General features: G+C 64.3%; 1 protein-coding gene. It reads right to left on the bottom strand.

The genetic code is table 11. From position 1 onward, the window contains the following. A partial coding sequence (locus tag IDG65_RS14335; protein WP_206174245.1) for an aldehyde dehydrogenase family protein occupies positions 1–434 on the bottom strand: 434 nt, incomplete at both ends.

The raw sequence follows: 434 nt of genomic DNA, 5'->3' as shown, positions 1-434 counted from the left end.
GTCACGGCCTGTTGGACATAGAAGCGTGTCGGTGAGATACAGACTTGACCCGCGTTGCGCAGCTTCTGCGCGGCCAATGCGTCGGCGGCGGCGTCAATGTCGGCATCGTCGAAGACCAGAACGGGCGCGTGGCCGCCGAGCTCCATAGTGGTTCGCTTCATGTAACGCCCGGCGAGACCAGCAAGATGCTTGCCGACCTCGACGGAACCCGTGAAGGACAGCTTGCGCACGTGCTCATGTGCCACGAGGCGTTCGGAAATATGGGCCGGGTCGCCCCAGACGAGATTGAGACAGCCGTCGGGCAGTCCCGCCTCCTGCATCAGCCGTCCGATCGCCATCACAGCGGAAGGCGTCTCGCCCGGTCCCTTGATGACCATCGTGCAGCCGGACGCGAGCGCCGCCGCAACTTTCCGGATCGCCTGGCTGAACGGAAA

Origin of the sequence: Staphylococcus sp. EG-SA-17, from assembly GCF_017151845.1 — a bacterium.
GTDB lineage: Bacteria > Bacillota > Bacilli > Staphylococcales > Staphylococcaceae > Staphylococcus > Staphylococcus aureus.
Note: the sequence above shows the minus strand (reverse complement) of the source record. Positions and strands in the feature narration are given on the sequence as shown.